The organism is Burkholderia sp. 10_S31 (assembly GCF_056930375.1).
On sequence record NZ_JBXOWK010000001.1, the window covers coordinates 3,227,343 to 3,254,028 of the forward strand.

The window sequence follows — 26,686 nt, forward strand, 5'->3', positions numbered from 1 at the left end:
GCATATGTCCAATCAATGGTGGCGCGGCGGGGTCATCTATCAGGTGTATCCGCGTAGCTTTGCCGACAGCAACGGCGATGGCCTGGGCGATTTGCCGGGCCTGGTCGGCAAGCTCGACTATATCCACTCGCTCGGCGTGGATGCGATCTGGATTTCGCCGTTCTTCCGCTCACCGATGAAGGATTTCGGCTATGACGTGTCGGACTACTGCGATGTCGATCCGATCTTCGGCACCCTCGACGATTTCGACCGTCTGATCGGGAAAGCGCATGCGCTCGGCCTGAAGGTCATGATCGACCAGGTGCTGAGCCACTCGTCGGATCAGCACCCGTGGTTCGTCGCGAGCCGCAGTAGCCGCGACAACCCACATGCCGACTGGTATGTGTGGGCCGATCCGCGCCCGGACGGCACACCGCCGAACAACTGGCAATCCGTGTTCGGCGGCTCGGCGTGGCAGTGGGAGCCGCGCCGCCGGCAGTACTACCTGCACAACTTTCTCGCGAGCCAGCCGGATCTCGATTTCCACTGTGCCGCGGTCCAGAACCAGATCCTCGACAACGTCCGCTTCTGGCTCGAACGTGGTGTCGACGGTTTTCGCTTCGACGCGTGCAACTTCCATTTCCACGACCGGCAACTGCGAGACAACCCGCCGGCGGCCGCGCAAGGCACGTTCATCGTGCCGCCGGAAAATCCCTATGGGATGCAGCAACATCGCTACGACAAGACGCAGCCGGAAAATCTCGCGTTCCTCAAGCGGCTGCGCAGCCTGCTGGACGAATACGGCGCCGCGAGCGTCGGTGAAGTCGGCGACGATGACGCGCTCACGACCATGGCGCACTACACGGCTGGCGGCGACAAGCTGCACATGGCCTACAGCTTCAACCTGCTGACGCCGGAATTCACCGCCACACACGTGCGGGACACGGTCGAGCGCATGGAGACCAAGCTCTCCAGTCACGGCGGCCTCGGCTGGGCCTGCTGGTCGGCCGGCAATCACGATGTGCCGCGTGTCATGACCCGCTGGGGCAACGGCGACGCGTCGCCTCAACTCGCCAGGATCGTGCTTGCGATGCTGACGACGCTGCGCGGCAGCGTCTGCGTCTACCAGGGCGAAGAGCTCGCACTGACGGAAGCCGACATCCCGTTCGAACGCCTGCAAGACCCTTACGGCATCACGTTCTGGCCGGAATACAAGGGGCGCGACGGCTGCCGCACGCCGATGCCGTGGCAGGCCGGCGCGCCGTTCGGGGGCTTCTCGCCGGTCGAGCCGTGGCTGCCGCTGCCGCCGGAACACCTGGCCGCCGCGGTGGACCGTCAGGACCGTGACGTGGCATCGGTCCTGACGTTCTTTCGCGAATTCCTGGCGTGGCGAAAGCGGCATCCGGCACTGCGCGACGGCGATATCCGCTTCATCGCGACGCCGGAACCGCTTCTTGTGTTCGAGCGTACGCTCGGCGACGACCGCTACCTGCTTGCCTTCAATCTCGGCACGACGCGCCAAAGCTGGACGTTGCCGGACGGAACACGCGCCGAAACCGTCGCGGGGCACGGCCTGTCAGGTGCCGAACTGACCGGCAATTGCCTGGAACTGATGCCGCACGCCGGATGGATCGGCGCACGCATGCCATGAGCCATGCATCCGGCCGGCGGCGGCCGCTCACCGCACTCAAAGACACCACCGTTGCCTGCGCAACGGAAGGCGCCCGGACGAAGGAAGTCATGCAGGAACACATGGGGGATGGAATGCTGGAAAGGGAAACTATCGCGAGGCTGATCGCAGGCGACCATGACGATCCGTTCGCGTTGCTCGGGATGCATCTGGTCAACGGTCGGGTGACCGTGCGCGCCTTCCTGCCGGACGCGGTCGCGGTCAGCGTTGTCGACCGCGCAAGCGATCGCAATCTGGCGAGACTCGAGCGTGTCGACGGCACGGCGCTGTTCGCCGGCGTGGTGCCGCGCCGGCGGCGGCCGTTCGCGTATCGGCTTCGCGTCGACTGGGGCCCGCACGAGCAGGATCTCGAGGACAGCTACCGCTTTCCGCCGCTGGTCGGCGAGCTGGACGCGTGGCTGCTGGCAGAAGGCACCCACCATCGGCCGTACGAAACGCTCGGCGCGCATCCGGTCGAAATCGACGACGTGGCCGGCGTGCGCTTCGCCGTCTGGGCGCCGAACGCGCGCCGCGTGTCGGTGGTCGGCAATTTCAACAACTGGGATGGCCGTCGCCACATGATGCGGCTGCGCCGCGAATGCGGCGTATGGGAAATCTTCGTGCCGCATGTGGCCGTCGGCGACCTGTACAAATTCGAAATCAGGACCCGCGACGGTGAGATGCTGCTCAAGTCCGACCCGTTCGCGTTTCGCGCCGAGATGCGTCCCGGCACTGCATCGGTCATCCATGGCCTGCCGCCTGCCCGCCCGGGCGATCCCGCACGGGAGCGTGCCAATGCGCTGGCCGCGCCGATGAGCATCTACGAAGTCCATCTCGGCTCGTGGCGCCGTGTGCCTGAACAGCAGGATCGCTGGCTCGGCTATCGGGAGCTGGCCAATCAGTTGATTCCGTACGTGAAGGAGATGGGCTTCACCCACATCGAACTGATGCCGGTAAACGAGCATCCGTTCGACGGTTCGTGGGGCTATCAACCGACCGGCCTCTATGCGCCTACCTCGCGCTTCGGCACGCCCGACGATTTCCGGCATCTCGTCGACACGGCACACGCACATGGCATTGGTGTGCTCCTGGACTGGGTACCGGGCCATTTTCCGACCGATTCGCACGGCCTCGCCCGATTCGACGGCACGTGCCTGTATGAGCACGCGGATCCGCGCGAAGGCTATCACCATGACTGGCACACGCTGATCTACAACTACGGCCGCCGCGAAGTCGCGAACTATCTCATCGGCAACGCGCTGTTCTGGATCGAACGCTTCGGCGTGGACGGACTGCGGGTCGATGCGGTGGCATCGATGCTGTATCGCGACTACAGCCGTCCGCAAGATCAATGGATTCCCAACCATCTCGGCGGGCGGGAAAACCTCGAAGCAATCGAATTCCTGCGCAGGATGAACGGGATCGTGTGTGCCGAGCGCCCCGAGGCCGTGACGATGGCTGAGGAGTCGACCAGCTTTCCGAACGTTTCGCGCCCGCTCGAAATGGGTGGCCTCGGCTTCCATTACAAGTGGAACATGGGCTGGATGAACGACACGCTGCGATACGTGCGTGAGGATCCGGTGCATCGCAAGCACCACCACGACCAGCTCACGTTCGGCCTGTTGTACGCGTTCAGCGAGAACTTCGTGCTGCCGCTGTCGCACGACGAGGTCGTGCACGGCAAGGGCTCGCTCCTGTCCAGGATGCCCGGCGACGAATGGCAGCGCTTCGCGAACCTGCGCGCGTACTACGGTTTCATGTGGGGTCATCCTGGCGCCAAGCTGCTGTTCATGGGCGGCGAGTTCGCGCAGTCGTCCGAGTGGAACGCGAACGCGAGCCTCGATTGGCATTTGCTCCAGTACCCGTTGCATCGCGGCGTGCAGCAATTCGTGCGCGACCTGAACGCGGTGCTGCGGCACGAGCCGGCGCTGCATGAGGTCGATTTCGACGCGCACGGATTCGAATGGATTGCCGCCGACGATCGCGACAACTCCGTGTTCTCGTTCGTCCGGAAAGCCGCCAACGGCGAATGCGTGCTGGTGATCTGCAACTTCACGCCCGTGCCGAGACATGCCTACCGAATCGGTGTGCCGCAGCCGGGACGCTATCGCGAGATCGTCAACAGCGACGCCACGCGCTACGGCGGAAGCGGCGTCGGTAACGGCGAGTGCCATACCGAGGCGATCCCGTCGCATGGACGGGACTGCTCGCTCAGCCTCGTCGTTCCGCCGCTCGCGACGATCATGCTGAAGCTCCAAGGATGACGCCATGCAAGTCGCCGATATTCTGACTCCCGGCGTGCCCTACCCGCTTGGCGCGCACTGGGACGGCTGCGGGGTCAACTTCGCGCTGGTTGCCCCGCATGCCGAGGCGGTCGAGCTGTGCCTGTTCGATCCGGAAGGTTGCCGGGAGCACATGCGCATGGCGATGCCGGGTCGCACGCATGGTGTCTGGCACGGCTATCTCGAGACGGCCGAGCCCGGGCTCGTCTATGGCTATCGCGTCGCCGGGCCCCATGCGCCGGATGCCGGCCATCGTTTCAATCCGGACAAGGTGCTGCTCGATCCGTACGCACGCAGCGTCGTCGGTCGCTATCGCGGCGAGCCGGCCTTTCTCGGCGCTTGCGCCACCGACGCGAGTCGGGCCGATCCGCTCGACAATGGCGCCATCGCACTCAAGGCCCGGGTCGTGCACGAGCCCTACAGCTGGGGAAGCGACGCGCCGCCGCGCGTACCGCTCGCCGAAACGGTGCTGTACGAGATGCACGTCAAGGGGTTCACGCAACTGCACCCGGACGTACCCAAGCGCATGCGCGGCAGCTACGCCGGCGTCGCGAGCGCTGCCTCGCTCGACTACCTGCAGTCGCTCGGCATCACGACCGTCAGCCTGCTTCCCGTGCATCACCGAGCGGACGAGTCGCGGCTCCAGCATGCCGGGCTTTCCAACTATTGGGGTTATTCGAGCATCGCATTTTTTGCGCCGGAATCGCGTTACTGGTCCGGCCGTGCCGGCACCACGCCAATCAGCGAATTCCGCGACATGGTCAAGGCGCTCCATGCACGCGGCATCGAGGTCGTACTCGACGTCGTGTACAACCACACCGCCGAAACCGACGAGCACGGGCCGACGCTGAGCTTGCGCGGCATCGACAACGCGCTTTACTACCGGCTCCGGCCCGACAATCAGGCGCTTTACGAAAACTGGACCGGTTGCGGCAATAGCCTCGATCTGTCCGAGCCCCGCGTGCTTCAACTCGTCATGGATTCGCTGCGCTACTGGGTCACGGACATGCACGTCGACGGCTTCCGGTTCGACCTCGCATCGCTGCTGGGCCGCGGCGCGCGCGACTTCTCGACGCACGCCGCGCTGTTCGCCGCGATCCGGCAGGATCCCGTGCTCGCGCGCGTCAAGCTCATTGCCGAACCGTGGGATCTCGGGCCCGACGGCTATCAGCTCGGCCACTTTCCCGACGAATGGCTCGAATGGAACGACTGCTATCGCGATGCGATGCGCGATTTCTGGCTGCGCGGCAACACGTCGCTCGGCGAATTCGCGACGCGCTTCGCGGGCTCCAGCGACCTGTTTCGATATGGGACGCGGGTGCCGGGCGCGAGCGTGAACTTCATCACGGCGCACGACGGGTTCACGCTTCAGGATCTGGTCAGCTACGACCTCAAGCATAACGAAGCCAACGGCGAGGGCAACCGCGACGGCCATGCGCACAATTTCAGCTGGAATTGCGGCGTGGAAGGGCCGACCGACGACGCAACCGTCCGCACGCTGCGCGCGCGCCTGAAACGCGCGCTGCTGGCCACGCTGGTGTTTTCCCAAGGCACGCCGATGCTGCTCGCGGGCGACGAGATCGGTCACACGCAGCACGGCAACAACAATGGCTATTGCCAGGATAACGCGACCAGCTGGCTCGACTGGGCGCATGGAGACCACGCACTGGCCGAATACGTCGGCACGCTGCTCGCACTGCGAAAGCGCTTCGGTGCGTTGCGTCACCCGACTTGGTACGACGGCGCGCCACGGGTCGATGGCACACCGGATCTCGCATGGCTGAAGCCCGACGGCACCTCGATGGCCGCGCCCGACTGGGCCGACCGCACGCGCCGCAGCGTCGGGATCAGGCTGGCCGGCGCGGACGACGGCGACTCGTGCCTGCTGCTCGTCAATGCCGCGGCCGAGCCGGTCGAGTTCAGGTTGCCGCCCGGCGCCTGGCGCGCGCTGCTGAACAGCGCCGAGCCCGCGGCCCCGCCGCGCACGTTCGACGGGTGCGTCGCCGTGCCGGCGCACGCGGTTCTGCTAACCGCACCGGTGCACTGAAAGCGGACGGCAATTTCCCGATGCGACCTTCCGAAAGCGCTTCGGAGCCGCTTCAACCATAAAGGAGGAGAAAGAATGGCAATCCTGACGTTGACGACGCAGCCGTTTCCCGGCCAGCGTCCCGGCACATCGGGCCTGCGCAAGCGAGTAGCCGTATTCAGCCAGCCGGGCTATCTCGAGAATTTCGTGCAGTCGATCTTCGACTCGCTCGAAGGATGCAGCGGCCAGATCCTGATACTCGGCGGCGATGGTCGATTCCACAACCGCATCGCAATCCAGACCATCGTGAAGATGGCCGCTGCGCACGGCTTCCGCAAGGTGCTGGTCGGACGTGGCAGCCTGTTCTCCACTCCGGCGATCAGCGCCGCGATACGCAAGCATCGCGCGTACGGCGGCATTGTGCTGTCGGCGAGCCACAACCCTGGCGGCGCGGACGGCGATTTCGGCATCAAGTACAACATCGGCAACGGTGGCCCCGCCCCCGAGGGCGTGACCGACGCGATCTACGCGAGGACGACGGTGATCAGCACGTACCGGATCAGCGACGCGCCCGACATCGACCTCGATGTGCTCGGCGAATCGCAAATGGAAGACACGTCGGTGGAAGTCATCGACCCGGTCGCCGACCATGCCGAACTGATGCGCGACCTGTTCGATTTCGACGCGATCCGTGCACTGTTCGCACGCGGCTTCACGATGCGCTTCGATGCAATGAACGCAATCGCCGGCCCGTATGCGAAGGCGATTCTCGAGGATGGGCTCGGCGCCCCGGCCGGCACGGTGGTCTGTGGCGAACCGCGCGAGGATTTCGGCGGCCTTCATCCCGACCCCAACCCCGTGAACGCCGCGGACCTCATCGCTTGCATGAGCGGCGAAGCCGCACCCGATTTCGGCGCGGCCTCGGACGGCGATGCCGATCGCAACATGATCGTCGGGCGCGGGTTCCCGGTCACGCCGTCGGACAGCCTCGCCATCCTCGCCGCTCATGCGACGCTCGCTCCCGGCTATCGTCAGGGGCTCAAAGGCATCGCACGCTCGATGCCGACTTCGACGGCGGTCGACCGCGTCGCGGCCGAACTGGGCGTGCGCTGCTACGAAACGCCGACCGGCTGGAAATTCTTCGGCAACCTGCTCGACGCCGGCATGGCGACCTTATGCGGCGAAGAGAGCTACGGCACCGGCTCGGACCACATCCGCGAGAAGGACGGTGTGTGGGCCGTGCTGTTCTGGCTGAACATCCTGGCCGTCACGGGAAAGTCCGTCGAGACGCTGGTGCGCGAACACTGGGCGCGCTTCGGTCGCAATTTCTACTCGCGGCACGACTACGACGCGCTCGACAGCAAGGCGGCCGGCGATCTGATGGAGAACCTGCGCGGCAAGCTGCCCGGCTTGCCGGGCCGAAACCTCGGCAGCTATACGGTCTCGACGGCCGATGATTTTGCGTATACGGATCCTGTAGACGGCTCGGTTTCGCGCCGACAAGGCATCCGCCTCGTGTTCACCGACGGCTCGCGGGTGGTATTCCGTCTGTCCGGAACCGGAACCGACGGCGCCACCCTGCGAATCTACCTCGAGAAATTCGAGCCCGATTGCGCGAACCACGACGTTCCCACCCAGCAGGCGCTCGCCGGCCTGATCGAAATCGCCAATGGCGTCGCCGAAATCATGACGCGTACCGGAAGGAGCACACCGACAGTCGTAACCTGAACCCGTCGTCGTACAGCACATTCCGTCAATAACTATCCCGAGACAAGGATTAGGAGAGCTAAAATGAACGAGACCATCGACAGCACCATCAGCGCCCGGCAGTTAGGGAACCGTACCATCGCACTCGTGCTCGCTGGCGGGCGCGGCTCGCGCCTGCATCAGCTGACTGACCAGCGCGTGAAACCCGCCGTCTACTTCGGCGGGAAATTCCGCATCGTCGATTTCGTGCTGTCGAACTGCGTCAACTCCGGCCTTCGCCGCATCGCCGTCGTGACGCAGTACAAGTCGCATTCGCTGCTGCGCCACCTGCAGCGTGGCTGGAGCTTCCTGCGCGGCGAGATGAACGAATTCGTCGATCTGCTGCCGGCCCAGCAGCGCGTGGGGGAGGAGCACTGGTATCGCGGCACCGCGGACGCTGTCTTTCAGAATCTCGACATCATCCGCTCGTATGCACCCGAGTACGTGCTGGTACTCGCCGGCGACCACATCTACAAGATGGACTACTCGCAGATGCTGCTCGATCACGTCGAATCCGGCGCAGGCTGCACGGTCGGCTGCATCGAGGTTCCACGGGCGGAGGCGACTGCATTCGGTGTGATGGCAGTCAACACAACGCGCAAGATCGACGCGTTTGTGGAAAAGCCCGCCGATCCGCCCGCGATGCCCGGCAAGCCCGACGTGGCGCTCGCGAGCATGGGCATCTATGTGTTCGATGCACAGTATCTGTACCGGCTCCTCGAGGAAGACCTGGCGAATACCGAGTCGAGCCACGACTTCGGCAAGGACATCATTCCGCGTGTCGTCGCTGACGGCAGCGCGGTCGCCCATCCGCTCAATCTGTCGTGCATTCCTGCAGCCAGCCGCGAGGCGCCCTACTGGCGCGACGTCGGCACGGTGGATGCGTTCTGGGCCGCGAACCTCGATCTCGCGTCGACCACGCCGGAACTCAATATCTATGACAGCGACTGGCCGATCTGGACACACCAGGAACAGCTTCCGCCAGCGAAGTTCGTGCACGACCAGGATGGCCAGTCGGGCATGGCCTTCAACACGCTGGTGTCGGGCGGGTGCATCGTGTCCGGCTCCCACGTCTCCAACTCGGTGCTGTTTTCGAACGTCCGTGTCCATTCGTTCTGCACGATCGACCAGGCCGTCATCCTCCCCGGCGCCGATATCGGCGCGAACTGCCGGCTCAGCAAGGTCGTCATCGATCGCGGCTGCCAGATTCCCGAAGGCACCGTGATCGGCGAAGACGCCGAACTCGACGCCCGACGCTTTCACCGTACCGAAGGCGGCGTGGTGCTGGTGACGAAAAACATGCTGAAAAACCTGTGATGCGTCGTCGCGCAACCCAATGCGCCGGGCAAACCCATCCAAGAGGAACCATCATGCGCGTGTTACACGTTTGCACGGAAGTCTACCCACTGCTGAAAACCGGCGGCCTCGCCGACGTGACCGGTGCGCTGCCAGCTGCACAGGCCGCAACAGGCTGCGATGCGCGCCTGCTGGTACCCGGCTTTCCGGCGTTTCGCGACGGCATCCGGAACCGCCAGCTCGTCGCCGAACTGCCGTCGTGGGCCGGGAGCGGCGAAATCCGCCTGTATCACGGCCTGCTGCCCGACAGCGACGTCGCGATCTATATGGTCGACGCGCCCGGGCTGTACGATCGGCCCGGCGGGCCGTATGCCGACGCCGACAAGCATCCGTACGGCGACAATCACCGCCGCTTCGCGCTGCTCGGCTGGGTGGCCGCGCGCGTCGCGCACGGGCTCGACGCGTTCTGGCGCCCGAACGTCGTGCACTGCCACGACTGGCATGCCGGCCTCGCACCGGCCTATCTGCGAGCCGCTGAACTGGCCACGGGACACCGCGCCGCAACGAGCGTGCTCACCGTGCACAACCTCGCGTATCAGGGAGTATTTCCCGCCCATACGTTCGGCGAGCTGGACCTGCCGGGCGCATTCTTCGACGTCAACGGACTCGAGTTCTACGGCCAGGTGTCGTTCCTGAAAGCCGGCCTTTACTACGCCGATCGGATCACGACTGTCAGCCCGACCTATGCGAGCGAAATCCAGTCGGTCGAACAGGGCTGTGGACTGCACGGCTTGCTCCTGCAACGCGCCGGCAATCTATCCGGCATCCTGAATGGTGTGGACGAATCGGTCTGGAACCCGGCCACCGACCCGCTCATCGCCGCGACCTACGCACCGACCGGGTCGGCCGCGTCGTCCTCGTTGCCCGGCAAACTCAAGTGCAAGGCCGCGCTGCAGCAGGAAGTCGGGCTTGCCGTCCAGACGACCGCGCCGCTGTTCGGCATCGTGAGCCGCCTGACCGAACAGAAAGGTCTGCCACTGATGCTCGCCGCATTGCCCGAACTGGTGCGTCGCGGCGGGCAGCTCGTGCTGCTCGGCAGCGGCGACGCCGAATTGGAGCGGGCGTTCCGCGAAATGGCTGCGGCGCATCCCGGCTCCGTGGCTGTCACGATCGGCTATGACGAAGCCATGTCGCATCGCATCGTCGCCGGCAGCGACGTGATCGTCGTGCCGTCGCGTTTCGAGCCTTGCGGCCTTACGCAACTCTACGGCCTGAAATACGGCACGCTGCCGCTCGTCCGGCGGGTCGGCGGCCTCGCGGATACCGTGGTGGACTGTTCGCTCGAAAACATCGCGGACGCAACGGCGACCGGCTTCGTGTTCGACCGATTCGACGCGGCGGATCTCGACGCCGCGATCCGCCGCGTGTTCGCGTTGTTCGGTCGCAAGGCGGACTGGAAGCAGGTGCAGAAGGCCGCGATGCGGCAAGACTTCGGCTGGGATCGTACTGCCGCGCAATTCCTGTCGATCTATCAGAACCTCGCTTGACCGCGTGATCCGCGCATCAGGCACGCAGGCGGCCGCGCCCCGTGACACGGCCCCGCTGCATCAATCACATGAGCACGCCATGAACCTCAACGAATTCAAGTACGACAAGCTGTCGAGCGACGTCACCGCGCTCAAGCACTCGATCTCCAACAAGCTGATCTATGCGGTCGGCAAGGACCCTGTCACCGCGCGCCCGCAAGACTGGCTGCAGGCCACCGCGCTCGCCGTCCGCGACCGCCTGGTCGAACGCTGGATGCGAACCACGCGTGCCCAATACGCGCAGGACGTGAAGCGCGTGTATTACCTGTCGATGGAATTCCTGATTGGCCGGAGCTTTACCAATGCGCTGCTCGCCCTCGACATCCATGCCAATGTGAAGCAGGCGCTGGCCGAACTTGACGTCGACTTCGGCCGGATCGCCGATTTCGAACACGACGCCGCACTGGGCAATGGCGGCCTCGGCCGGCTTGCCGCATGCTTCCTGGATTCGATGGCCACGCTCGGCGTGCCGGGCTTCGGCTACGGGATCCGCTACGACTACGGGATGTTCAGGCAGCAGATCATCGACGGCAAGCAGGTCGAAAGCCCCGACTACTGGCTGGTCGACGGCAACCCTTGGGAGTTCCCCCGCCCCGAGGTTCAATACCAGGTGCGGTTCGGCGGCCGCGTCGAACAGGAAGGCGACCGCACGCGCTGGCTGGACACCAAGGATGTGCTGGCAATGGCCTACGACACGATCGTGCCCGGCTACGCGACCGAAGCGACCAATACGCTGCGCCTCTGGTCCGCCAGGGCAAGCGACGAGATCAATCTGGCCGCCTTCAATCGCGGCAATTACTTCGACGCAGTCGAAAACAAGAATCACTCGGAAAACGTATCGCGCGTGCTCTATCCCGACGATTCCACGTCTGCCGGGCTCGAACTCCGGCTCAGGCAGGAATATTTCTTCGTATCGGCGAGCCTGCAGGATCTGGTCCGCCGCTACTTGTCGAACCATACCGATTTCGACAAGTTGCCCGAGCGCGTCGCAATCCATCTCAACGACACGCATCCGGTACTCGCCATTCCGGAGCTGATGCGGATCCTGGTCGACGAGCACGATGTGCCGTGGCGCCGCGCATGGGCGCTGACCCAGCGCGTGTTCTCGTACACGAACCATACCCTGATGCATGAAGCACTCGAGACCTGGCCCGTGGACATGCTCGGCCGCGTGCTACCGCGCCACCTGAAGATCATCTTCGAAATCAACGCCGAGATGCTTGCGCAGGTCACGGCGCGATTCGGTGCCGATGTCGATCTGATGCGCCGCCTGTCGCTAGTCGACGAACACGGCGAGCGGCGCGTACGCATGGCCTATCTGGCGGTCGTCGCAAGCCACAAGGTCAACGGCGTGTCGCAACTGCATTCCGAACTGATGAAGCAGTCGATCTTCGCCGACTTCGCCCGCGTGTTTCCCGAGCGATTCAACAACAAGACCAACGGCGTCACGCCGCGGCGCTGGCTGTCGCAGGCCAATCCGTCGCTGTCGGCACTGATCGACAGCCGAATCGGGCGCGACTGGCGGCGCCGGCTCGACCGGTTGAAGGCCATCGAGGATCTCGCCGGCGACACCGCGTTTGCAACTGCGTTCCGCGCCGCCAAGCTCGACAACAAGCGCCGCCTGGCGGACTGGATCGGCAAGCATCTGGGGCTGGAGATCAACCCCGCGTCGCTGTTCGACGTCCAGGTCAAGCGTATCCACGAATACAAACGCCAGTTGCTGAACCTGCTGCACGTCATCACCCGCTACAACCGGATCCTTGCCGAGCCGGATGCCGACTGGGTACCGCGCACCGTCATCTTCGCGGGGAAGGCCGCGTCCGCATACCACATGGCCAAGCAGATCATTCACGTCATCAACGCTGTCGCGGCCAAGGTGAACAACGATCCCCGTATCGGCGATCGCCTGAAAGTGGTGTTCATTCCGAACTACAGCGTCAGCCTCGCGGAGCTGATCATTCCCGCCGCCGACCTGTCCGAACAGATCTCCACCGCCGGCACGGAGGCGTCCGGCACCGGCAACATGAAATTCGCACTGAACGGTGCGCTGACGATCGGCACGCTGGACGGCGCCAATGTCGAAATTCGCGAGAAAGTCGGTGCGAACAACATCTTCATCTTCGGCCATACCGCGACCGAAATCGACACGATCCGTGCGCATGGTTATCACCCGCTCGGCTACTACGATCGAAATGCCGAACTGAAGCTCGCGCTGGAACAGATCCGGGACGGTCATTTCTCGCCCGACGATCCGACGCGCTTCCATTCGATCTTCGATGCGCTCGTCAACTGGGGAGACCATTACCTGTTGCTGGCCGATTACGAAAGCTATGTCGCGGCACAGGATAACGTCGATTCGGCGTACCGCGACACCGGCGCGTGGACGGCGAAGGCCATCGCCAACGTCGCGAACATGGGTGCGTTTTCGTCCGACCGGACCATTGCGGAGTATGCACGCGATATCTGGAATACAAACCTCGCGGACGATCCGCTCTGCTGAGATCGCGTTGTCGACTCCCGGCGGTGGCACGATGAAGCCCGCGCGCACCTGCGGCACAACGTTGCCCGAAGTCGGGCGGCCGATGAATCTCCGCATCTGATTGGTCCGGCGGCAGTCGTGCATGGCTCGAATGCCGCCGGGTACTTCGGCGAGAGGCTGGCGCATCGCTACGTCAGTCTGATCGACATTCGATCATTCGATAAAAATCGGCTTAGTACGACGAAGCTAAATTCCGGGCCTGCCGGTCATGGTGCAACCGATTGGCCTGATCCATGGATCGGGCCGCCTCGCGAGCGCGTCTCGGCCCGATCCATGGCACCTGACTGCCGATGGGACCGACCACCACCGTGGCGTAGCGATGGCCCTTATGCAGCCCAAACTCGTCCCTAGCGGATCGTCGACCAGCCCGGCTCGACCACGCGTACGCGCAAGCGCATCCTGTCGCTCAATTTGACTGTGCGCCCCTTCCCGCCATTCCACCCGCGCCAACCAATAGCCGGGGCGGCAGATTGCGCAATTGCCTTCAAACCCTCCACGGTCTTCTGCGATGAACCATTTAAAAGCCGTCGCGAAACCGTTCGAAGAACGAGCCGAACTGATTCCGGCAAGTCAGAGCACCCGGAACAAAGAAAGGCGCCCCGGGCATGGGGCGCTCACTTGTCTCCTCCCGACATGAAATAGAACGTACGCGCCAGGTGTCGTTTACGACTGTTTTCCGGACGCAAGCGTGAAAGCTCGACGCTCATCCCGCCCATAGACTCGACGCCGCGCAGTCGGCATGGACCGCCGACCGCAGGATGCGGCGCTACTGCGCGCCCAAAACGACTGGCGCTCACACGCCGAGTCAACGCTATATCACCGTCACGCTCGAAAGAGTGCTTGTGCATGTCGCAAAAAAGGAGATACGTATGACTTCGTTAGAGAAGGAAGTTGCTGTTTCCACCGCAGCGCCTGGGGATGAGACGTCCTCGGCATTCAAACGACGCTTCATGATCAGGATGATCATGGTTCTAACCGGCGGTACGTTTCTGGACGGCTATATCCTCGGGATCGTCGGCCCGGTGTCCGGCAAGATGACCGCCGATCTCGCCATATCGCCGGTCTGGGAGGGGCTGATCGCGGCCGGCGCGTTGTTCGGAATCCTCATCGGCTCGCCGTTGGGCGGATGGGCCGGAGACAAGTTCGGCCGCAAACCATTGTTCCTGATCGACATGGGCTTGTTCGTGCTCGCGTCGTTCATGCAGTTCTTCGTCGGCTCCACGCAGCTCTTCATCTCGTTACCGCTGCAGCTGTTCGTGGTGCGGCTGCTGATGGGTATCGCGATCGGTGCGGAATACTCCGTGGGTTGGCCACTGCTGTCGGAATTCTCCCCATCCCGAATCCGGGGACGGCTGATGGGCTTGACCCTCATCGCCTGGTACGCCGGCTTCATGTTCGCCTTCGTCGTGGGCTATCTGCTGGATCGGTATACCCACCTCGGATGGCGGAACATCCTCGGCACAAGTACGTTCATCGCGGTAGCCTTGTTCCTCGGCCGGATCGGCATGCCTGAATCGCCTCGCTGGCTGTGGAGCAAGCGCCGTACCGAGCAGGCCCGTTCCGTCGCGCGTCGATATATGGAAAGCGCCTCCGACATGGCCGACGTTGAGCACGAAGTTGCTCACTCGGGAGGAGGTTTCGCGATGTTGTTCTCCCGTCAGTATTGGCGAGTCACGCTGTTCGTTTCGCTGTTCTTTTTTTGCGTCGTGACGCCGTACTTCGCGATCGCCACGTTCGCCGACACCGTACTGCAGAAATTCGGCCTCGGCGGGGGGCTCGCCGGCGGGGTCGGGCTGTCCGCGGTTGCATTGGCCGGCAGTGTGGCCACGGTTCTGTTGATCGACAAGGCGGGGCGCCGTGTCCTGACGGTACCGCCCCAGTGGATCATCACCGTAATCCTCGCGATTCTCGGCATATGGGCAAATGCGCCTGGGGTGGTCGTGCTAGGCCTGTTCCTCGCATTCTCGTTCTTCAACGCCGGGTGCGGCACGCTGACCTGCATCTATCCTGGCGAGGTGTTCCCAACCGAAATCCGCGGGATCGGGACGGGCTTTGCCGCCGCCTTCAGCCGGATCGGGGCCGGGCTCGGCACGTTCCTGATGCCCTGGTCGATGGCCAATCTCGGGCCCTCGGTGACCATCCTGATCGCGGCCGGCATCGCGGCGGTCGGTGCCGGCGTATCGCAATGGCTTGCCCCCGAAACCAAAGGCAAGAGTCTCAGCGAAACGGCGTCCGGGTTCTCGCACTAGCACCCGCGGAAGTTCCCGGCAACGCTCGATTCGGGGCGGCGGAGAACTTTCCGCGAAAAAGGGGCCTTCGTCGCATCGTCGACCCACGTTCCCGCCCCGGCGGCCCAGCCGCCGTCAGTCCGCCGTGTCGCCGCTCTTCGGCAGCTTCGACCACGCGCTACGCCCCGGCGCCGGCGACCAGGCCGGGCGGGTCTTGCGCGCGCTGTCGATCACGACCAGATAGCGGCCGGCGATCGGCGTGATGTCGCGATCGTGACGCAGCACCCAAAGCGACTTGCCGGCTTCGACGCGTGCCTGGTAGTCGTCGTCGAGAATGCCGTGGCGGTCGAAGAACGTGTTCAGCGAAGCCGGAATCCGCACACAGCCTTTCGAGTGCCGGATGCCGAGCAGCGGCTCGAGGCGATCGGGGTCGGTCGCGTGCATCTGGAAACGCATCGGCGACTTGCCGCCCTTGCCCCAGCCACGCTCGCCGTCCACCCAGCCGAAGTCGTAGATGCGCATGTCGCGCTTGCCGTAGCCGCGAATGCCGTTGTCGTTGGTCGTGCCTTCCGCGCGGAAGTCCATGTTGTCGGGCGAATGATGGAACACGCCGAGCGGCGTCAGAAAGTGATCGTACTTGCCGGGCCAGCCGGTGCCGACCGGCGACGCGCCGAGCATCAGCCACGGATTGGCCGGCGTCGCGCGAAAGTAGATGAACAGCGCCTGCACGTTCGGCGCGCGGTCGACCATCGCGACGTACTCGCCGGCCAGGTCGCCGAGGTCCGCATCGGCGAGGGCCTTCTGCAGGCGGTCGCCGTACGCGCGCTGTTCGTTCGCGGGCACGTTCAGGCGCCGCGTGACTTCCTGCGTGAAGCGCTTGCGCATGTCGATCGCACGCGCGGTCGCGTTCTTCGCTTCGTCGGCCGACAGCGGCGGGTGCCGGCGCGGCGGCGTCGGCACGGGAGCCTCGGCTTCGCTCGCCGGCGTGCCGGAAGCCGCTGACGCTGGCGATGCGGGCGACGCCGCCGATGCCGGCGCCGCGGTTGACGCGGCGGAAGCCGCCGATGCGCCGCTGGCGGACGATGCATGATGCGCGGCAGAAGCCGCGGATGACGGCGCAGCCCCGGACGACACATGCGCCGACGAAGCCGGACGCGCAGGCGATGCAGTTGATGAGGACGACGTAGCAGCGGACGACGGCACATCGGCCGCGGCAAACGCTGGCCGCTCGACAAGAACGGAGATCGGGAGAGCGGCCGCGAGCCACACGGATAGGGCGACTGCGAGGGTACGGCAACGCGGCTTGGGCAACCGCCGCGTCTGGTCGGAAAACGTCATACGATCGAAGCCATCGGCCGATCGGGCCGCCGCACGTTGCGAACGGCGCATCTTCCGCACGAGCCATCGACACGCCGGAGGCAATCGCGTACACCCAGCGCCGACGCCCCTTCGCGGTGGAGCCGTTCGCAGTGCAACGCGTTCGGTCCGATGGCGGCTAATGAGTCGTCAGGTCTTTCATTCTACCCGCGCAGGCAGGAATCGGCAGGGCCGAACCCCCGGTTTTACAGCGGTTTTGCGCTTCGTCACGCTTTGTTTCAACTCGTTGCCGCCTGCGTCGCCGCCGCATGGCAGGCTGTCATGTTGCGCATTTTCGGCAACATCACGCAACCAGCGCCTACTTCGAAATGGCTTCGAGCGCGATGCCTTTGGTGCGCGGCCCCATGAGCCCGATCGCGGCCATCACGATCACCATCGCGCCGGCGATGAACGCGAACACGCCGAACGTGCCGAAGCCCTTCAGCACAGCCGCGATCACGAATGACGAGAAGATCGCCGAGAAGCGGCTCCACGAATAGACGAAGCCCACCGCGCGCGCGCGGATCGACGTCGGGAACAGTTCGGCCTGGTACGCATGGAAGCTGTACGACATGATGTTGCTCGCGAGCGTGAGACCGATGCCCAGCACGATCAGGAACGCGCCCGCCGTCGTCTGGCTGAACAGCAGCCCGCAGACGACGATCGCCGCCGCCATCGCGACGATCACCGACTTGCGCTCGAAGCGGTCGGCGATCACGAGGCCGATCAGCGGACCGAGCGGCGCCGCGAGCGCGATCACGCTCGAATACATGAGGCTCGACGTGATCGTGATGCCCTGCTTGATCAGCAGCGTCGGCACCCAGTTCGCGAAGCCGTAGAAGCCGACCGTCTGGAACACGTTGAAGATCGTCATCATGATCGTGCGGCTGCGATACGGCGGCACCCACATGTCGCGGAAGCTGCCGCGCGGCGGCACCGGCTCGGCCGGCGCGGGCGGGGGTAGCGGCCGGCCGTATTCGGCTTCGACCTTCGCCTCGAGCGCGCGCATGATGCGATCGGCTTCGTCGACGCGGCCCTGCTGCGCGAGCCAGCGCGGGCTCTCGGGCAATTCGCGGCGAATCCACCACACGAACAGCGCGCCGTGCGCGCCGACCAGCACGACCCAGCGCCAGCCGTCGAGGCCGAGCGGCGCGTGCGGCACGAGCAGGTACGCGAGGAACGCGACCACCGGCACCGCGACGAACCCGACCGCCTGCTCGCATGCGAACGCGCGGCCGCGAATCTGCTTCGGCACGAGTTCGGAGATGTACGTGCCGATCGTGACCATCTCGACGCCGAGGCCGAGACCGACGACGAAGCGCCAGAAGTTCAGCCCGGCTGCCGTGTCCTGGAATGCCATCACGACGTTGGCGGCCGTGTACCACAGCAGCGACCACGTGAAGATCGCGCGACGGCCGAAGCGGTCCGCGAGGAAGCCGCATGCGATCGTGCCGATGAAGAGGCCGGAGAACAGCGCGGCGATGAAGCTCGCGACGCCCGTGGTGCCGAACAGGCCATGCGTCGTGGCGGACAGGATCCCGCTTTTCACGAGGCCCGGCGCGACGTAGCCGCTGTACAGCAGATCGTAGAGTTCGAAGAAGAAGCCGAGACTCAGCAGCACGACGAGCTTCCAGACGGTGCGCGTGGGCGGCAGGCGGTCGAGGCGGGCTGAAATCGAGCCGGCGTCGATGGAAGAGGACGAGGCGGCTGCCTGTGGAAAGCTGTCCGTTGAGACCATCTTGGTCGTGTCTCCTGATCGTGTCGTGTGTTGTTGTCCGGCGGCAGCGGGTCGCCGTCGGGCGATTCGCTGCATTGTACCGGCACGCCGCGTGGGCGGCGCGGCGTGGGGAAATCCGTTCAGACACCCCACTTTCGCGCCGGACAATATGTAAATTGCGTAACGGTCTGTCGGATCTGTAAGGTTTTTCCGGCATCGCGATATTCCGCTGGCGGACCGCGACCGCGACCGGCACGGCCCCGCCGGCAAGGGCCCGCAGGGCCATCGCCCTGCCCGCGCAGGCCCCCGGGACACGGCAGGCAAGGAGCACGTCCGGCGTCACCTCGGCCGCCACACCCCGGTAACATGCTACCGGACCAACTCCCGGCTTCCGGGCACCTTTCGGCGCCCGGCACTGTCGGCAAAACGTAAGCATTCCATATCCATGCAACGACTATCCACGTACGCACGCCGAATCGCGCTGTTCGCACTGCTGCAGTTCGCGGTGCTCGCGACCGCGTCGGCGTTTCCGGCTGCCGCATCCGCGCCGACTGCGAGCGGCGTCGGCGTCCCGGTGCCGACCATTTCGCTGAGCGACGCGGTTGCGCAGCTCAAGCAGATGCAGGTGCAACAGGACCGCATCAAGCAGCAGACGTCGAACGCGACCAACAGCAAGGAACTCGACGATCTCGGCGACGCGACCCAGGAATTGAGCGCCGACGTCGACAAGCTGCAGAGCCAGCTCGCACCGCAGCGCACGCAAGTCCAGGCGCAGCTCGACGTGCTCGGCCCGCCGCCGGCCCCTGGCGCATCACCCGAAACGCCCGCAGTCGCGCAACAGCGGGCGACGCTGAACGCACGCAAGACGCAGATCGAAGCGGCGCAGAAGCAGGCGGCCGACCAGAAGACCAACCTCGCGAACCTGAACGACCAGTTCGCGAAGCTGCACCGCCGCCTGCTGAAGAACCAGCTCGCGTTCCGTTCGGGTAGCATCTTCGGCGCGCAGTTCTGGCTGCCGCTGTTCCATCTGTCGCCGGACGATGTCCAGCGCCTCGAGGACTTCAACGACGAACTGCGCGACATGCTGCGTTCGTCGTGGACACCGGGACAGCGCGCACTCACCACGCTGCTGATGATCGCCGCGCTCGCCGCCTGGCTCGGCGGCCGCCGCGTCCTCGAACGCGGGCTCGCGTGGGTCTGCCTGAACCGCCTGCCGCCCACCCGGCTGCGGCGCAGCGCACTGGCGCTGGCGACGGCGTTCTCGACGCTGCTGGCTACCGCGGTCGCCGTCCAGATCCTCTATCTCGCGCTCGCCCGTCACTACGAGCTCACGCCATCGATGGGCGATCTGTGGGACCAGTTCGCGAAGCTCGCCGTGACCTGTGCGCTGATCGCCGGCCTCGGCCGCGCGCTGCTCTGCACGAAGCATCCGTCGTGGCGGCTGCCGGCGCTCGCCGATCCCGTCGCGCTCGCGATGAGGCCGTTCCCCGGCGTGCTGGCCGCACTGCTGCTGATGTCCGGCACGCTCGAATCGATCAACCGGATCGTCGATACGAGCCTGTCCGTCACGCTGTTCGGCCGCGGCATCGTCTCGCTGGTCGTCACGCTGACCGTCGGTGCATCGCTGCTGCGCGCGAACCGCGAGCGCGCCGCGCTCGCGGCCGCCGGCGAAGCGCCCGAGCAACGCTCGACGCTCGCGGGGCTGATCCACGCTGGCGTCACGCTGGCGATCGTCGTGTCGCTGGTCGCGCTGCTGATCGGCTACATCACGGTCGCGCGCTTCATCACGTACGAGCTCGTGTGGTTCGAGATCGTGCTGTGCGGCGTCTACATCCTGATCCAACTGACGCGCGACGCGAGCGAAAGCCTGTTCTCCGTGAACCTGTCGACCGGCAAGCAGATCAAGCATCTGTTCGCGCTCGACGACCGGCATCTCGACCAGGCGCACACCGTCGTGTCCGGCCTCGGCACGAGCCTGCTGATGCTGGTCGCGGCCATCGCGCTGCTGACGGGCGGTTTCGGCACGACGCCGAGCGACCTGCTCGACAGCGCGGTCGCGATGATCGGCGGCCAGCGGCTGCAGAGCCTGAACATCATGCCCGACCGGATCATGAACGCGGGAATCGGGTTTGCGATCGGCTTCTACCTGCTGCGCTCGGTGCGCCGCTGGCTCGACAACGAATTCATGCCGGCACTCGGCATGGATCCGGGGATGCGCGTATCGCTGGTCACGCTGTTCGCCAACGTCGGCTACGTGCTGCTCGTGCTGATGACGCTGGGGCTGCTCGGCGTCAGGTGGAGCAATCTCGCGTGGATCGTCAGTGCGCTGTCGGTCGGTATCGGTTTCGGCCTGCAGGAGATCGTGAAGAACTTCGTGTCGGGGCTGATCCTGCTGACCGAGCGGCCGGTGAAGGTCGGCGACATGGTCAGCATCGCGGGCGTCGAAGGCGACATCCGCCGCATCAACGTCCGTGCGACCGAGATCCAGCTCACCGACCGCTCGACCGTGATCGTGCCGAACTCGCAGCTGATCTCGCAGAACGTGCGCAACGTGACGATGGGCAACAGCACGCAGGGCGTCGCGACGCTGATGCTGACGTTCCCGCTGAACACCGATCCCGAGCAGGTGCGCGACCTGCTGCTCGATGCGTATCGCGAACACCCGGCGATTCTCGACAAGCCGGCGCCGTCGGTCACGTTCAGCCAGCTGACGCCTGACGGGATCACGCTGAGCGTGACGGGCTACGTGTCGAGCCCGCGGATCGCGAGCTCGACGAAGAGCGACCTGCTGTTCGAGATCCTGAAGCAGTTGCGCGCGGCGCAGATCACGCTGTCGACGCCGCAGATGCTGGTCGTGCAGAACATGCCGGCAGCCGACGGTTCCACGCGGCATGAGCCGTAAGTCAACCAGCGGGCGCACTCCGATCGATCTTCGCAGCGGCACGCATCACCGAAAACGACAAGGGCCGGTTACCGCTTCCGCGGCAACCGGCCCTTGTCATTCGAACGATTCGAACGATTCGAACGTCAAGGCACCCTCGCGGGCGCCCCGCATCACACGTCGAACTTCACCCCTTGCGCCAGCGGCAGCTGACGGCTGTAGTTGATCGTGTTCGTCGCACGGCGCATGTACGCCTTCCACGCATCCGAACCCGACTCGCGGCCGCCGCCCGTTTCCTTCTCGCCGCCGAACGCGCCGCCGATCTCCGCGCCGCTCGTGCCGATGTTCACGTTGACGATCCCGCAATCGCTGCCCGCCGCCGACATGAACTGCTCGGCCTCTCGCATGTCGTTCGTGAAGATCGCCGACGACAGGCCTTGCGGCACGGCGTTGTGCAGTTCGATCGCATCGTCGAAGTTGTCGTAGATCATCACGTACAGGATCGGCGCGAACGTTTCGCGCTCGACCACCGCCGATTGCTTCGGCATCCGCACGATGGCCGGACGCACGTAGTACGCATCCGCGTGACCGACGTCGACGCGCTCGCCGCCCTTCACTTCGCCGCCCTGCTCGCGTGCATCGGCCAGCGCCTTCTGCATCGCGTCGAACGACGCGCGATCGACCAGCGGGCCGACGAGCGTGCCTTCTTCAAGCGGGTTGCCGACCTTCACCGACACATAGGCCTTCTCGATGCGCGGCAGCAGTTGCTCGACCAGGCTGCGATGCACGATCAGGCGGCGCAGCGTCGTGCAGCGCTGGCCGGCCGTGCCGACGGCCGCGAACGTGACCGCGCGCACCACGAGGTCGAGATCGGCGCTCGGCGCAACGATCATCCCGTTGTTGCCGCCGAGCTCGAGGATGCCGCGCGCGAGACGCTGGCTCAGCACCTTCGCGACTTCCTGGCCCATCCGCACGCTGCCCGTCGCGCTGACGACCGGCACCTTCTTCGACGACGTCAGCACCTCGCCGACATCGCGCATGCCGAGCACCAGCTGGCTCAGGCCCTCCGGCGCGACGCCCGGATGGGTCTTCTCGAATTCGCGGATCGCCTTCTCGAGCAGCACGTGGCACGCAATCGCGGTGAGCGGCGTCTTCTCCGACGGCTTCCACACGACCGAATCGCCGCACACGAACGCGAGCGCCGCATTCCACGCCCACACCGCGACCGGGAAGTTGAACGCCGAGATCACGCCGCACACGCCGATCGGGTGCCACGTTTCCATCATCCGGTGGCCCGGGCGCTCGGACGCGATCGTCAGGCCGTAAAGCTGGCGCGACAGGCCAACCGCGAAATCGCAGATGTCGATCATTTCCTGCACTTCGCCGAGGCCTTCCGACGTGATCTTGCCGGCTTCGAGCGTGACGAGGCGGCCCAGTTCGGCCTTGTGCTCACGGAGTACGTTGCCGAACACGCGCACGAACTCGCCGCGCACCGGCGCCGGCACCGTGCGCCACTTGAGGAATGCGTCGTGCGCGGCGTCGATCTTGCGCTCGGCGTCGGCGGGCGAGTCGACCGCCAGCGTCGCGAGCGTCGCGCCGTCGAGCGGCGAACGCGCGGTCAGCGCATTGCCTTTCCACTGGGCGAGATCGATGTCGAGCGCAGCAAGAATGTCGTTGAATTGCATCACTTCCTCTTCAGGGACAGATTGATCGGTGCGGCGGCAACGCCGCCCGCGTGATTCGATTGGAGCGCGTTCGCGCACCTAGTGCAAGCGGATGCGCGCCTCGGCCGGCCCGACGCGCCGCATGGCGCATCGCCCGCGCGCCGCCGCCGAAAGCCCCGGCCGGCCGGCACGCCCTCGCCTCGCGAGGCACGATCCATGAGCCACATTGTCGACGGCCACAAGTCGGCCCGCTATTGATATTAACTCACGACTTCATTCCGAAAGCGCAACACCCCGACTCGACGAATCCCCCACTTTCCGCAACGGCATGAGACTTGTCCCAAGCCCTTGACCGGGCCGGCCGCTGCGTTGCCCCGCGCCGCAACTTGATGACTAAGCCGCATTAACCTGTGCGGAAATATCGTTTGCCGCGCGTGCCCCGGCCGCCCACAATCTGGGCGCGTCGCAGTGCACCGCACCCGGCGCGACGACGGCCGCGCAAAACGCGGCTGGACGACAGACGAACGCGACTCGCATCGTGCCCCCGGTTCGTCCGATCCGGGCTGCGCGGCACCGTCGCCGTCCGGCCGGCGGCCGGCGACGCGTTGCGTTTCGCGGCCAAAAAACAATCCCGGAGACAGTGCCCAGCACCGCCCATGCATTCAGATGCCCGCCCCGATTCCTCCCCTCCACCCGGCTCGCGCCCCGCAACGCCGGCCCTTCACCGCAGCCTGCAGGCGCGCCATCTGCGGATGATCGCCATCGGCGGCTCGATCGGCACGGGCCTGTTCGTCGCGTCCGGTGCATCGATTTCCCAGGCCGGCCCCGGCGGCGCGATCGTCGCGTACATGCTGATCGGCCTGATGGTCTACTTCCTGATGACGAGCCTCGGCGAAATGGCCGCGTTCATGCCGGTGTCGGGCTCGTTCGCGACCTACGGCTCGAAGTTCGTCGACGAAGGCTTCGGCTTCGCGATCGGCTGGAACTACTGGTATAGCTGGGCCGTCACGCTCGCGGTCGAGCTCGTCGCCGCGCAGCTCGTGATGAACTACTGGTTTCCGCATGTGCCGGGCGTCTGGTGGAGCGCGCTGTTTCTCACGCTGATCTTCGCGCTCAACGCGCTGTCGGTGCGCGGTTTTGGTGAAGCCGAATACTGGTTCGCGCTGATCAAGGTGCTGACGGTCGTCGCGTTCCTCGGCGTCGGCCTGCTGATGATCTTCGGCATTCTGAAGGGCGCGCCGGGCAACGGCTGGGGCAACCTGACGATCGGCGACGCGCCGTTCGCGGGCGGCCTGCCGGCGCTGATGGGCGTCGCGATGATCGCGGGCTTCTCGTTCCAGGGCACCGAAATGATCGGCGTCGCGGCCGGCGAATCGGAGAATCCGCGCACGACGATCCCGCGCGCAGTCAGCCAGATCTTCTGGCGCATCCTGCTCTTCTACGTGCTCGCGATCTTCGTGATCGGCGTGCTGATTCCGTACACCGACCCGAGCCTGCTGAAAAGCGACGTGACCGACATCGGCGTGAGCCCGTTTACGCTCGTGTTCCGCCACGCGGGCCTCGCGTTCGCGGCCGGCGTGATGAACGCGGTGATCCTGACGGCCGTGCTGTCGGCCGGTAATTCGGGCATGTACGCGTCGACGCGGATGCTGTACAACCTCGCGGTAGAAGGCCGCGCACCGAAGCTGTTCGCGAAGCTGTCGCCCGGTGGCGTGCCGCGCAACGCGCTGTATGCGACGACGGCCGTCGGCGCGCTCTGCTTCCTCACGTCGCTGTATGGCGACAAGACGGTCTACCTGTGGCTGCTGAACACGTCGGGCATGGCCGGCTTCATCACGTGGCTCGGCATCGCGATCAGCCACTACCGCTTCCGCAAGGGCCTGTTGAAGCAGGGCTACCGCCTCGACCAGTTGCCGTACCGCTCGAAGTGGTTCCCGTTCGGCCCGATCTTCGCGTTCGTGCTGTGCGCGGTCATCGCGCTGGGCCAGGATTACCAGGCGTTCCTCGGCAGCAAGATCGACTGGGCAGGCGTCGCCGCGACCTACATCGGCGTGCCGTTCTTCGTCGTGATCTGGCTCGGCTACGCGCTGGTGCGCAAATGCCGCCTCGTGCGCTACGAGGACATGGAGATCGCGCCATGGATCGAGCGCAACGCGATGGCCGACGCCACGGAGAAGGCCGACGCCGAGAAGGCCGACGCTGGCTATCCGGCCTACGTCGCCAGCCCGGCCAACCCGACCTCGGGCGCCTGATGCCCGGAAGCGCCGGCCGCCGCACGACCGCGGCGGCCGGCGCACTGAAAACCCCATTCGACGCGGCGCGCGCGTTCAGGCAAGATCGACGCGCGCCGCCTGTTTTCCGCCGTTACGAGTCACCGAAAACGCATGCAGAACTTCTACGAAGCCACCGTTACCCGCCAGCCCTACCCGCAACTGACCGGCACGATCGACACGCAGGTCTGCATCGTCGGCGGCGGCCTCGCCGGCCTGTGCACGGCGCTCGGTCTCGTCGAGCGCGGCGTGCGGGATGTCGTCGTGCTCGACAGCGAACGGGTGGGCTTCGGCGCGTCGGGCCGCAACGGCGGCTTCGTGTTCGGGGGCTACAGCCTCGACAACGCGGACCTGCTACGCACGCTCGGCCGCGACGAAGGCCGCCGCCTGTACCGGCTCACCGTCGATGCGGTCGACCTGATCCGCACGCGAATTGCCCGCTACGGCATCGACTGCGACATCGTCGACGAGGGCGTGATGCTCGCGAACTGGTTCGATGATCCGTCGCGGCTCGACGGCGTGCGCACGCTGATGAAGCAGGAATTCAACGTCGACTGGGAACCCGTCTCCACCGACGCGCTGCGCGCGCGGCTCAAGACGCAGCGCTATTACGGCGGCCTGTTCGAGCCGAACGCGTTCCACTTCCATCCGCTCAAGTACGTGCTCGGCGTCGCGGCGGCTGCCTCGCGCGGCGGCGCACGCGTGTACGAACGCTCGGCTGCGCTCGGCATCACGCGCGAAGGCGCCGGCTACGTCGTGCGCACGGCGCAGGGCACGGTGCGCGCGAAGGACGTCGTGTTCGCCGGCGGCGGCTATGCGCGCGGCGTGTCGCCGCGCATCGAGCGCGCGGTGCTGCCGATCGCGACCTACGTGATCGCGACCGAGCCGCTCGGCACGCGGCTGCCGGACGCGATCGATGCACCGTACGCAATCTACGACACGCGTTTCGCATTCGACTACTACCGTCCGCTGAAGGACACGCGGATTCTGTGGGGCGGCCGGATCTCGGTGCTCGACCGCGGCCCCGACGCAATCGCGCGGCTGCTGCGGCGCGACCTGCTGCGCGTGTATCCGCAGCTCGACGGCGTGAAGGTCGACTACGCGTGGGGCGGGCTGATGAGCTACGCGCGGCACAAGATGCCGCAGATCGGTCGCGACGCGGACGGCGTGTGGCACGCGATCGCGTTCGGTGGCCACGGGATGGCGCCCACCACCGTCGCCGGCGAAGCACTCGCCGCCGCGCTGGCCGGGGAGCAGCCCGTGCCGGAAGGCTTCGCCGCGTTCGGGCTGACGCGCACGTTCGGGCTCGCGGGCCTCGCCGCCGCGCAGCTCACGTACACCGCGTACCAGGCCCGCGACGCACTCGCGTCGTGCCGGCGCTGAGCCGCCGCGGCGGCGGCCGAAACCGCGCTGCCGATTCAAGCGCAAGGTCGGCAGGACGGGCATT

14 protein-coding genes and 1 pseudogene are annotated in these 26,686 nt (G+C 65.6%); 11 read left to right on the plus strand and 4 right to left on the minus strand.

The genetic code is table 11. The features are described 5' to 3' along the window. The first annotated feature begins 4 nt into the window (after window positions 1-4). From AC1Z3W_RS14505 to AC1Z3W_RS14535, 7 genes are all read left to right on the plus strand, one after another. Window positions 5-1,630, plus strand: coding sequence for an alpha-glucosidase (locus tag AC1Z3W_RS14505; protein WP_483507808.1), 1,626 nt, complete (start codon window positions 5-7; stop codon window positions 1,628-1,630). A 113-nt stretch (window positions 1,631-1,743) separates the two neighbouring features. After that, entirely contained in the window at window positions 1,744-3,912 is a 2,169-nt protein-coding gene (glgB, locus tag AC1Z3W_RS14510) for a 1,4-alpha-glucan branching protein GlgB (protein WP_483507862.1), read from the plus strand. A 4-nt stretch (window positions 3,913-3,916) separates the two neighbouring features. Then, window positions 3,917-5,977 (plus strand): glycogen debranching protein GlgX, encoded by a 2,061-nt coding sequence (glgX, locus tag AC1Z3W_RS14515; protein WP_483507809.1) that lies wholly within the window; start codon window positions 3,917-3,919, stop codon window positions 5,975-5,977. Window positions 5,978-6,052: 75 nt separating this feature from the next. Further along, window positions 6,053-7,684, plus strand: coding sequence for an alpha-D-glucose phosphate-specific phosphoglucomutase (locus AC1Z3W_RS14520; RefSeq protein WP_483507810.1), 1,632 nt, complete (start codon window positions 6,053-6,055; stop codon window positions 7,682-7,684). Between the two features lie 63 nt (window positions 7,685-7,747). Then, window positions 7,748-9,019, plus strand: a complete 1,272-nt coding sequence (gene glgC / locus AC1Z3W_RS14525; protein WP_057929741.1) for a glucose-1-phosphate adenylyltransferase — start codon at window positions 7,748-7,750, stop codon at window positions 9,017-9,019. 53 nt (window positions 9,020-9,072) lie between these two features. Next, window positions 9,073-10,545: a glycogen synthase GlgA gene (gene glgA, locus AC1Z3W_RS14530; protein WP_057929740.1), complete on the plus strand. Its 1,473-nt coding sequence runs from the start codon at window positions 9,073-9,075 to the stop codon at window positions 10,543-10,545. Window positions 10,546-10,624: 79 nt separating this feature from the next. Next, window positions 10,625-13,084, plus strand: coding sequence for a glycogen/starch/alpha-glucan phosphorylase (locus AC1Z3W_RS14535; protein ID WP_057929739.1), 2,460 nt, complete (start codon window positions 10,625-10,627; stop codon window positions 13,082-13,084). A gap of 274 nt (window positions 13,085-13,358) precedes the next feature. Here the strand turns inward: AC1Z3W_RS14535 and AC1Z3W_RS14540 are convergent. Then, window positions 13,359-13,542, minus strand: a pseudogene (locus tag AC1Z3W_RS14540) (ISL3 family transposase); the annotation flags it as partial. 450 nt (window positions 13,543-13,992) lie between these two features. Between AC1Z3W_RS14540 and AC1Z3W_RS14545 the strand changes: the two are divergent. Then, window positions 13,993-15,372, plus strand: coding sequence for an MFS transporter (locus AC1Z3W_RS14545; protein WP_483507811.1), 1,380 nt, complete (start codon window positions 13,993-13,995; stop codon window positions 15,370-15,372). 114 nt (window positions 15,373-15,486) lie between these two features. Here the strand turns inward: AC1Z3W_RS14545 and AC1Z3W_RS14550 are convergent, their stop codons facing one another. Continuing rightward, the gene (locus AC1Z3W_RS14550) at window positions 15,487-16,740 is read right to left on the minus strand and encodes a hypothetical protein (RefSeq protein ID WP_057929738.1); all 1,254 of its coding nucleotides are present in this window, start codon (window positions 16,738-16,740) and stop codon (window positions 15,487-15,489) included. 286 nt (window positions 16,741-17,026) lie between these two features. Continuing rightward, on the minus strand, window positions 17,027-18,445 hold the full coding sequence (locus AC1Z3W_RS14555) for an MFS transporter (protein WP_483507812.1): 1,419 nt from the start codon (window positions 18,443-18,445) through the stop codon (window positions 17,027-17,029). 418 nt (window positions 18,446-18,863) lie between these two features. On the opposite strand from AC1Z3W_RS14555, the gene AC1Z3W_RS14560 reads away from it, so the two are divergent. Continuing rightward, window positions 18,864-21,326, plus strand: a complete 2,463-nt coding sequence (locus AC1Z3W_RS14560; RefSeq protein ID WP_057929736.1) for a DUF3772 domain-containing protein — start codon at window positions 18,864-18,866, stop codon at window positions 21,324-21,326. Between the two features lie 152 nt (window positions 21,327-21,478). Here AC1Z3W_RS14560 and amaB read toward each other — a convergent pair whose 3' ends face one another. Further along, on the minus strand, window positions 21,479-22,990 hold the full coding sequence (gene amaB / locus AC1Z3W_RS14565; RefSeq protein ID WP_057929735.1) for an L-piperidine-6-carboxylate dehydrogenase: 1,512 nt from the start codon (window positions 22,988-22,990) through the stop codon (window positions 21,479-21,481). Between the two features lie 635 nt (window positions 22,991-23,625). Between amaB and AC1Z3W_RS14570 the strand changes: the two genes are divergently transcribed. Both AC1Z3W_RS14570 and AC1Z3W_RS14575 read left to right on the plus strand, forming a co-directional pair. Beyond that, on the plus strand, window positions 23,626-25,221 hold the full coding sequence (locus AC1Z3W_RS14570) for an amino acid permease (RefSeq protein WP_483507813.1): 1,596 nt from the start codon (window positions 23,626-23,628) through the stop codon (window positions 25,219-25,221). A gap of 132 nt (window positions 25,222-25,353) precedes the next feature. Further along, the gene (locus tag AC1Z3W_RS14575) at window positions 25,354-26,622 is read left to right on the plus strand and encodes an NAD(P)/FAD-dependent oxidoreductase (RefSeq protein ID WP_124835519.1); all 1,269 of its coding nucleotides are present in this window, start codon (window positions 25,354-25,356) and stop codon (window positions 26,620-26,622) included. The last annotated feature ends 64 nt before the right edge of the window (window positions 26,623-26,686 follow it).

Coding starts and splice junctions, on each gene's coding strand:
- glgB (WP_483507862.1), top strand. CDS start 1,744: ATGCTGGAAAGGGAAACTATCGCGAGGCTGATCGCAGGCGACCATGAC.
- AC1Z3W_RS14570 (WP_483507813.1), top strand. CDS start 23,626: ATGCATTCAGATGCCCGCCCCGATTCCTCCCCTCCACCCGGCTCGCGC.
- AC1Z3W_RS14545 (WP_483507811.1), top strand. CDS start 13,993: ATGACTTCGTTAGAGAAGGAAGTTGCTGTTTCCACCGCAGCGCCTGGG.
- AC1Z3W_RS14520 (WP_483507810.1), top strand. CDS start 6,053: ATGGCAATCCTGACGTTGACGACGCAGCCGTTTCCCGGCCAGCGTCCC.
- AC1Z3W_RS14535 (WP_057929739.1), top strand. CDS start 10,625: ATGAACCTCAACGAATTCAAGTACGACAAGCTGTCGAGCGACGTCACC.
- glgX (WP_483507809.1), top strand. CDS start 3,917: ATGCAAGTCGCCGATATTCTGACTCCCGGCGTGCCCTACCCGCTTGGC.
- glgA (WP_057929740.1), top strand. CDS start 9,073: ATGCGCGTGTTACACGTTTGCACGGAAGTCTACCCACTGCTGAAAACC.
- AC1Z3W_RS14505 (WP_483507808.1), top strand. CDS start 5: ATGTCCAATCAATGGTGGCGCGGCGGGGTCATCTATCAGGTGTATCCG.
- AC1Z3W_RS14555 (WP_483507812.1), bottom strand. CDS start 18,445: ATGGTCTCAACGGACAGCTTTCCACAGGCAGCCGCCTCGTCCTCTTCC.
- AC1Z3W_RS14550 (WP_057929738.1), bottom strand. CDS start 16,740: ATGCGCCGTTCGCAACGTGCGGCGGCCCGATCGGCCGATGGCTTCGAT.
- amaB (WP_057929735.1), bottom strand. CDS start 22,990: ATGCAATTCAACGACATTCTTGCTGCGCTCGACATCGATCTCGCCCAG.
- AC1Z3W_RS14575 (WP_124835519.1), top strand. CDS start 25,354: ATGCAGAACTTCTACGAAGCCACCGTTACCCGCCAGCCCTACCCGCAA.
- glgC (WP_057929741.1), top strand. CDS start 7,748: ATGAACGAGACCATCGACAGCACCATCAGCGCCCGGCAGTTAGGGAAC.